The sequence below is a fragment of the Ruegeria sp. CJ2 genome (assembly GCF_056536745.1).
This window is the reverse complement of the sequence record NZ_JBQFQF010000021.1, coordinates 21,036-27,542: the sequence shown is the minus strand read 5'-3', so window position 1 is coordinate 27,542 and position 6,507 is coordinate 21,036. Positions and strand designations below refer to the sequence as shown.

The window sequence follows — 6,507 nt, the reverse complement described above, 5'->3', positions numbered from 1 at the left end:
CCACAGTGCATTGGGCTATCGCCCGCCAGCACCTGAAACCATCATCCCAATGGATTACAGGCCGACGATGCACTAACAATCAATTTGGACCAGTCAGATGAGGCTGCTCACGGAAAAACGTTCGCTCACACCAGGTGACATCCATCTAGTCGGATGACGCATCTGCTTTATCGGGTTCAATCGACCTTTGGTGAACTACGCAGCTCTACAAATCAAACATTTGATCGAGAATGATCTAGCTGAAACAGCGGCGCAGAACTGGCTCGGCATCGAAGCGCCGTAGTACTCAGCACCAAGGTCAGCGATGCGCAGAAACCGGACTTTGCAAAGTCTCGCTACGGCATCAAAACGGACGCTTATAGTGTCTCGGATGTTGCGGGATAGATTCCCAAAAGCGGTCATTGATCTTTTGTACGGCCTCCCAAGCCGCCTTCGCGTTTGGATCGCAGAACGACAGCGTCTTCTCAACTTGTAGAGTTCTAAGCCAGGCAGGTTCGATTTCTCTGTTGCCCTCCACCGCATCAAGGCTTGTATCGTGCGTACTCGAAGTCCATATACACAAGGCTTACGTTTTTCTTTTTCGACCTGCTGTCTCCCCAATTCGGCGTTCAGTCTTTCGATTCAGACCGACCACGCCGAGTCGCCGCAATAATGCGGGCGGCAAGTATTTGGAGATTTCCACCATGGCAAATGGCACAGTAAAATGGTTCAACTCGACTAAAGGTTTTGGCTTTATCGAGCCTGAAGATGGCAAGCGCGATGTGTTCGTACATATCTCAGCAATCGAACGTTCCGGCCTTAGTGAATTAAAAGACGGTCAGAAGGTTACTTTTGACGTCGAAGCTGGCCGTGACGGACGCGAAAGCGCCGCCAATCTGGCACTCGCCTGACCTTTTTTAAGGGCACCCTTTTCGGGTGCCCTATTGAACAATGGGCTACAATAAGCCATTGGAGAACAAATAACTTGCAACCTAAAGACTGGACGCGGGTGCTCGCGCAATACCGTGTTGCCGATGCGAAGCGCAGTGTTTTTGAACTTGCGATCACAGTTGCTCCCTTATTTGCGCTATGGGCCCTAGCGTGGTTTGCGTTATCTTTTAGTGTCTGGATCGCAATACTACTGGCCATCCTGAATGCCGCGTTTCTGGTCCGTATCTTCATCATTATGCATGATTGCGGTCATGGATCTTTCTTTAGAAGTCGCACTGTTTGCAATTGGACCGGTCGGGTTCTAGGTGTTCTTGCCCTGACACCCTATGACGTTTGGCGGCAAAGCCATGCGATTCACCACGCTTCAACCGGTAACCTTGATCGGCGTGGTATGGGTGACATCCCTACATTGACCACTGAAGAATACCTGAAGCGGAAGTGGTTCGGGCGTGCCGCTTATCGTCTGACCCGGAACCCCGTCTTCCTGTTCGGTGTTGCGCCGATCTATACGTTCTTTATTCAAAACCGTTTACCTCTTGGTTTCATGCGTTCGGGCTGGCTGTACTGGGCAAGTGCGATGGGAACAAACGCTGCAATTGCAGGGATATTGGCCCTAGTTTTTTGGGCCGGAGGCATTGAGGTATTATCGTATGTTTTCCTACCAACCATGATTGTCGCATCATCGATTGGTATTTGGCTTTTCTATATTCAACACCAGTTTGAACACACGACCTGGGAACGGGAAGAGGGGTGGAACCTTCAGAACGCCGCATTCTATGGAAGTTCTCACTATGCCCTACCAGGCATCCTGCGGTGGTTCTCTGCTAACATCGGCGTACACCATGTTCACCACCTTGCCAGCCGCATACCGTTTTACCGGCTAAACGAAGTTTTGCGTGACCATTCTGCGTTAGAAAATTGCCAGCGTATTACTCTATATGAGAGCTTTCATTGTGCACGATTGCATCTTTGGGATGAAAAAAGTCAACGTCTGCTGACATTTTCCGAGGCTTTGTCGAACGCCAATTCCAAAAGGCATTTAGTGTAGTCTGGCGCGTACCAGATAGGCTTCGACCGTATCACCGCCCAGGGCGCGAATGGCCTCTAATCGGTGAAGGCCTTCAATCAGCACGAACCTCTTGTTGTCCGAGCGTATTTGGATCGGGGTCTTCTGGCCGTTCTTCAGGATATCTTCGGCCAGCGTCAGAACTTTTTGTTGATCAAGCGTTTTCGCCCGTTTCACAGGTACATAGATCAGGTCGAGCGGATATGGTCTTTTCTCCAACATAAGCTACGTGAGCAACCTTTCGTGCAATTGTTCCGGTTCAGAGTTCGTTGCAAAAGCGGGGGTTGGAACGTGCGTCATAGAACCGAACGAACAGCGTCGCGCAGTTCCTGATGCATAACCCAAGTGGCTGGCTCATCGTCACTTTCGATGTGAGAAAACGCCAGGACCTGAGCGGCGCCATCATTCTGCACCGATCCGGCTTCGGGTAGGTCCAGTTCCAGATATTCTGCGATCAATAGTCCGATTTTCTTAAAAACCTTGATGGAGGCCTCGCGCGATTTGTAACCGGCCGCCTGAGACAAATGACCAATGGTCAGACCGTCCTTGCCTGCGATTGTAAGTGCTTTGAGCATAGTGACCTGCGCAGGGGTGAGCCTAATCTGTCGCAATGCCTCGGCATATTCTCTTTCACTGGGAACGAGGGTGCCGGAGTTTCTCTCCAAACGGCGTTGACCGCTACGTTTCCTGTCACGTTCACCGAGAATTTCTTTTAATGCTTCGATGGCCAATGCTGGTGTTTCGCCGACTGCATCAGCAATCATTGTCTGCGTTTTAGCCGGTGGCTTGGGGAATGCGCGCGCAACGCTGTTACCGCTCAGGATGCCGGCCTTAATCAAGTACTTTCCAAATTCTTCTTCAATCACTCCTGCTACGTCAGCGTTCCGCGACTCACGAACACTGCGATCCTGAAATGCTCTTTGTTCCAGACCACGAGCTGACATCTTTGAACCGTGAAGGGTTACTTGAGGGGCATTTTTGCGCATCAGAGAAACACCACCACAATTATGGTCGCAACAAACACCAATAACGCGATAAACATCTTTACTCTGTAGGACCAGCGATGCGCCCTTTCGGCCTTGAGCATTTTGCCAAGGTTTTCGTCAATCGAGTTATGGTTCACGGCTTGGTCCTTCCGGATTTGTCAGGCGATATTGATTTCCAGCGAACCTATTTTCGCGGCATATTTTCGGCGCACTTATCGTTCTGTCTTGTGAACGGCCGATTACATTCCCAACCATCACCTCTTCGATTCAAATGAGCGTTGGAAGGGACTAGGATCGCAACGCAACTGTCCTGGTTTGCGCGAAAGCCACGTTCACATTTCCATCCAGAGTAGGTTTCAGGCGCAAGGTATGCATGCTGTGGAACGGCCACAGGCTCACAGCCGCTCTCCGCTGCCCTGTACCCTCTGAGGCATACCCACCCATCCGAGCTTCTTTTGTCGCTCAGACGACCGTTTTTTGGAACTTCTATTGCAACACATGTTTGGCTTTCCTTACGAAATCCCCAGTTGCAGTGTATTTCCTGTGCGCCAAACCGGGTTCCGACGTACCCATTTTGAGGCGCTATCAATTCTTCGCATCTTTCACCGACTTGTCGGAAGAGCCGATTGCACTCCCATCGATCTCCGGTCGATGCAAGATATGCGTTTTTAGGAACTTCTATTTCCTCACAAAAATCTCCAACACGCTTGAATCCATGGTTGCATACCCAACCTGGACCATAGGAACTGCCGGTCAAATGCGCATTTTCAGGTGCGTTTGCTCTTTGACACGATCCGTTCTTGTTTTCGAAGCCTTCGTCACAGACCGATCCATCAGCATTGCCTGCGACTTGGGCGGGAAGCTGCGTTCCGGAGAGCAACACCAAGAGTGTCGGGATCAAACAAAGAACGCGGCGCGAAAACACGATGAGTGACTGATTGAAACGGAGCCTGAGACCTGATCTATCCGGCATCGGGCACGCGATTTATAAGCCATGTTCTGTTCATACGGCGCCTTCATTGATGGGTCACGCGATAACTGGAGCATGTCAGGTGACAGTTGCGAATGCTTGCGAGGAACGAGCTCAACGCGAAGACCCCAGCGCGACCCGTTCCTATGCTGGGGCACATGCTACAGTTAGTCTGAAGGCCATTGGATCATCGAAGCCGGCAGCATCGCGACGACGAGTAATTTTCACCAATGCACATTTGTGGTCCTTTGCCAGAATAGAGTCAAGGAAGTTTCCCTCGTCGCAACGCTAGTACTGCTAAGGCAGGTGTTTGTGAAACAAGCACGTGACCAAGTAGCCTGGTGAACCGCCGAAAGAAGTTACTTGGCATTAATCTGTTGTTGTAGGGATTTGGGGGCGGAGCAGCAGCGAATGGCAGCTTAAGTCCGCGTCTCTCTTGTCGAGCCTGAGTGCGGCGACAGAGCGGTACGTGATCAAGGTTTCCTCGTGGCTATGAATGACTGGCCTGACGTCATCAGCAGCAACGCATCGACATTCGTGCCGCTCCTGTGAACTGATGCTGCGCAAGCACTCGCGGCGCGAGCAAATGGTTGATCTGCTACGCTTCTCGGGAATTGCAAAGTCTAATTGCGAATGTCCGTTTTGGGCTGACTGCGGGTGTTAATACACGATACGGACACCGGCTGGATGGCGTCCAAGGGCTGCAATCAGCCAAGTTTGCAGCCGCAGAAAATGACTGCTGTGGGCTAAAGCTGCCGAAAACTGACCCGGTCCTAAGATGTTTTGTCAACCGCGGGCGCGCATCTCCAAAGCGTCTTGTGTAGTTAGAATGTTTCCCGCGTAACCCCATGAACCGCTGCTTACTTCTAGCAACCGGACAGACGTTCCATTTTGTATTGTTTGCCCGGCGACTTCGCCGAAGGCCTTGGTGACATTTTGTATTATCTTGCCTTTTTCTTCTGCCGAAAACACACCTTCAAGCACCTGAATTTCAATTGAGGGCATCGCACACTCCATTTCTTAAGACTTACCAAAATGCTGGTCTATACTTGGCCGATTGCTCCACAAGATGACATGCAATGCCCTTTCTTGTAAGAATTCTATGCAGTTCGAGAGGAGCAACCACATGTCAGCAATGGTTTCATTTCGCTCGGTCGTTGATCCAACGGATTGCGATTTTCTTGGACATATGAATGTTTCGAGGTACTTCGCCGCATGTTCCGACGGTGTGCTAGCCATTCAATCTGAAATGGGGTTAACCGCAAACGATATGCGAACGGGCCGCCGTGTTTCATTCGCCGTAGTCAACGCACAAAGCGATTTCCGCGCAGAGCTTACTGCTGGCGACTCGATACGGCTGGAGACGGAAGTTGTAGCGATTGGCTCTAAATCCATGACCTTTAGACATCGGCTTTTTCGAGCTGACGGCAACAAGATGGCTTTCGAAACCGAATTCAAATGCGTGCTGCTAAGCCTCGAAACCCGCCAAGCCACAGAGATACCCGATGATGTTCGCGAACGCGCAACCAAATGGTTGGAGAACCCAACCTGAATGACCAGAAAGTCCCGAATTGCCGTGGTTCACTCCGACCAAACTTAGCGCCGTACATCAAACGGCGCTTTGTCCGCATCGCTAGAAATACAAAGCACGGTTTTGAAGGTCCGCTTCGGGCTGGTTGCGGTCAACCATGCTTATCGTAGAGACTGGTAGTACATGGTTCCGCAGAGCAGTGTTGGGGAAATGCTTATCCGGGGCGCTTTGGTTCCTAGCAGGAGAGGCGCTAAGAAGAAGCGCGCACTACTACAACGACAGTCGCCATAGACTTCTTATGTTAAATTTTGGGTAATGGCGGCAGGTAAGCTGTACTAGCGGTCTGGGTATGTATCGAGTTTGCCCCAGAGATCATCAACCAGATCTGAGAAGCCATCATTCGAGGCCTCCTTGTGCAGTAGACCAGCTCTTCGCCGGCGTTCGACCTCGGCCATTAGTTCTTCCTGTGTGGCTGTCTCAACCACATCACATCGAAGAGCTTCAATCTCGTCCGCTGTCCACGACTCAAATTTGTCAGCGTAGAAGCCCAGGGAATACGGCTCGTCATCAGAAATCTGCTTGATCACAGCATTCCAGTCTTCGCTCTGGTTCGATTCCTTTTCGACCCTCTCATCTAGTTCGCGGATAGACTTGCGGATCATCGGCAGCAGCTCTGCCTCAACGCTTTCTTCGCCCGCGCCGGTCCCCGCAAGCCAAAGGTCTGCGATCTTGCGGACGAGCCTCCAGACCGTCTGATTTCGAGGGTGGCCCTTAATCCGGCCGCCTAGACCTTTTTCTTGAATGCCAAACCGCTCGGCAGCACGTTCGTTCATCCGGATATTGTAATCGGACACGTCCGCGAGTTCTGAATCGTTCTCAGCCACAGCTCGGGCGACCTCTTGATCACCAACATAGACAACCACCTTCAACATCCCGCTACCCCTTCCTTCGCCGGTTCATCACTCGGTCCAGGTGGCTGTAGTCCAGATCTCGCATGATCCTTTGCACTCGCTCTGGATCGACT

7 protein-coding genes are annotated in these 6,507 nt (G+C 51.3%); 3 read left to right on the top strand and 4 right to left on the bottom strand.

Annotated elements, in window-relative coordinates; all coding sequences use genetic code 11:
• Positions 1-683: 683 nt before the first annotated feature.
• Entirely contained in the window at positions 684-890 is a 207-nt protein-coding gene (locus tag ACR0MS_RS19965; RefSeq protein ID WP_170382448.1) for a cold-shock protein, read from the top strand.
• A 74-nt stretch (positions 891-964) separates the two neighbouring features.
• The gene (locus ACR0MS_RS19960) at positions 965-1,978 is read left to right on the top strand and encodes a fatty acid desaturase (RefSeq protein ID WP_170452345.1); all 1,014 of its coding nucleotides are present in this window, start codon (positions 965-967) and stop codon (positions 1,976-1,978) included.
• On the opposite strand, the gene ACR0MS_RS19955 is transcribed toward ACR0MS_RS19960, so the two are convergent.
• The 3 genes from ACR0MS_RS19955 to ACR0MS_RS19945 all read right to left on the bottom strand — a co-directional run bounded on the left by ACR0MS_RS19955 (position 1,970) and on the right by ACR0MS_RS19945 (position 4,957).
• Positions 1,970-2,218: a ParB N-terminal domain-containing protein gene (locus ACR0MS_RS19955; RefSeq protein WP_039524390.1), complete on the bottom strand. Its 249-nt coding sequence runs from the start codon at positions 2,216-2,218 to the stop codon at positions 1,970-1,972. The genes ACR0MS_RS19960 and ACR0MS_RS19955 overlap by 9 nt on opposite strands.
• 74 nt (positions 2,219-2,292) lie before the next feature.
• Entirely contained in the window at positions 2,293-2,982 is a 690-nt protein-coding gene (locus tag ACR0MS_RS19950) for a hypothetical protein (RefSeq protein WP_170382452.1), read from the bottom strand.
• 1,756 nt (positions 2,983-4,738) lie between these two features.
• On the bottom strand, positions 4,739-4,957 hold the full coding sequence (locus ACR0MS_RS19945; protein WP_170414971.1) for a tautomerase family protein: 219 nt from the start codon (positions 4,955-4,957) through the stop codon (positions 4,739-4,741).
• A gap of 121 nt (positions 4,958-5,078) precedes the next feature.
• On the opposite strand from ACR0MS_RS19945, the gene ACR0MS_RS19940 reads away from it, so the two are divergent.
• Positions 5,079-5,504, top strand: coding sequence for an acyl-CoA thioesterase (locus tag ACR0MS_RS19940; RefSeq protein ID WP_480577913.1), 426 nt, complete (start codon positions 5,079-5,081; stop codon positions 5,502-5,504).
• Positions 5,505-5,818: 314 nt separating this feature from the next.
• Here ACR0MS_RS19940 and ACR0MS_RS19935 read toward each other — a convergent pair whose 3' ends face one another.
• Positions 5,819-6,415 (bottom strand): hypothetical protein, encoded by a 597-nt coding sequence (locus tag ACR0MS_RS19935; RefSeq protein ID WP_171188030.1) that lies wholly within the window; start codon positions 6,413-6,415, stop codon positions 5,819-5,821.
• Positions 6,416-6,507 lie beyond the last annotated feature (92 nt).

What these genes read in the sequence shown, in the direction of transcription:
- ACR0MS_RS19965 (WP_170382448.1), top strand. Translation starts at nt 684, where the DNA reads ATGGCAAATGGCACAGTAAAATGGTTCAACTCGACTAAAGGTTTTGGC.
- ACR0MS_RS19955 (WP_039524390.1), bottom strand. Translation starts at nt 2,218, where the DNA reads ATGTTGGAGAAAAGACCATATCCGCTCGACCTGATCTATGTACCTGTG.
- ACR0MS_RS19950 (WP_170382452.1), bottom strand. Translation starts at nt 2,982, where the DNA reads ATGCGCAAAAATGCCCCTCAAGTAACCCTTCACGGTTCAAAGATGTCA.
- ACR0MS_RS19945 (WP_170414971.1), bottom strand. Translation starts at nt 4,957, where the DNA reads ATGCCCTCAATTGAAATTCAGGTGCTTGAAGGTGTGTTTTCGGCAGAA.
- ACR0MS_RS19940 (WP_480577913.1), top strand. Translation starts at nt 5,079, where the DNA reads ATGTCAGCAATGGTTTCATTTCGCTCGGTCGTTGATCCAACGGATTGC.
- ACR0MS_RS19935 (WP_171188030.1), bottom strand. Translation starts at nt 6,415, where the DNA reads ATGTTGAAGGTGGTTGTCTATGTTGGTGATCAAGAGGTCGCCCGAGCT.